This window comes from Streptomyces globisporus (assembly GCF_003501885.1).
Lineage (GTDB): Bacteria > Actinomycetota > Actinomycetes > Streptomycetales > Streptomycetaceae > Streptomyces > Streptomyces globisporus_D.
In genome coordinates, this window is record NZ_QWFA01000436.1 from 1 (window position 1) to 506 (window position 506).

Consider the following 506-nt stretch of genomic DNA (forward strand, 5'->3'; position numbering starts at 1 on the left):
TATTAAAATTTCACCGGATCTCTCGTCGAGACAGCGCCCAAGTCGTTACGCCATTCGTGCGGGTCAGAATTTACCCGACAAGGAATTTCGCTACCTTAGGACCGTTATAGTTACGGCCGCCGTTTACTGGGGCTTCGGTTCACAGCTTCGGGTTGCCCCTAACCGCTCCCCTTAACCTTCCAGCACCGGGCAGGCGTCAGCCCGTATACTTCGCCTTGCGGCTTCGCACAGACCTGTGTTTTTGCTAAACAGTCGCTTGGGCCTTTTCACTGCGGCCCCCTCGGGCTATTCACCCTACCGAGGCACCCCTTCTCCCGAAGTTACGGGGTCATTTTGCCGAGTTCCTTAACGAGAGTTCTTCCGAGCGCCTTAGCATGCTCTGCTCGCCTACCTGTGTCGGTTTGCGGTACGGGCACCTTCTCCCTGGCTAGAGGCTTTTCTTGGCAGCCTGAACTCATGACCTTCGGTACTAAAATTTCCCGCCCCATCACAGCCCAGCCTTACGG

Annotated in this window: 1 rRNA gene; it reads right to left on the reverse strand. The window is 56.1% G+C overall.

Annotated features, from left to right (window positions below):
• Positions 1-506: ribosomal RNA gene (locus tag D3105_RS34185) — 23S ribosomal RNA — on the reverse strand; the annotation flags it as partial.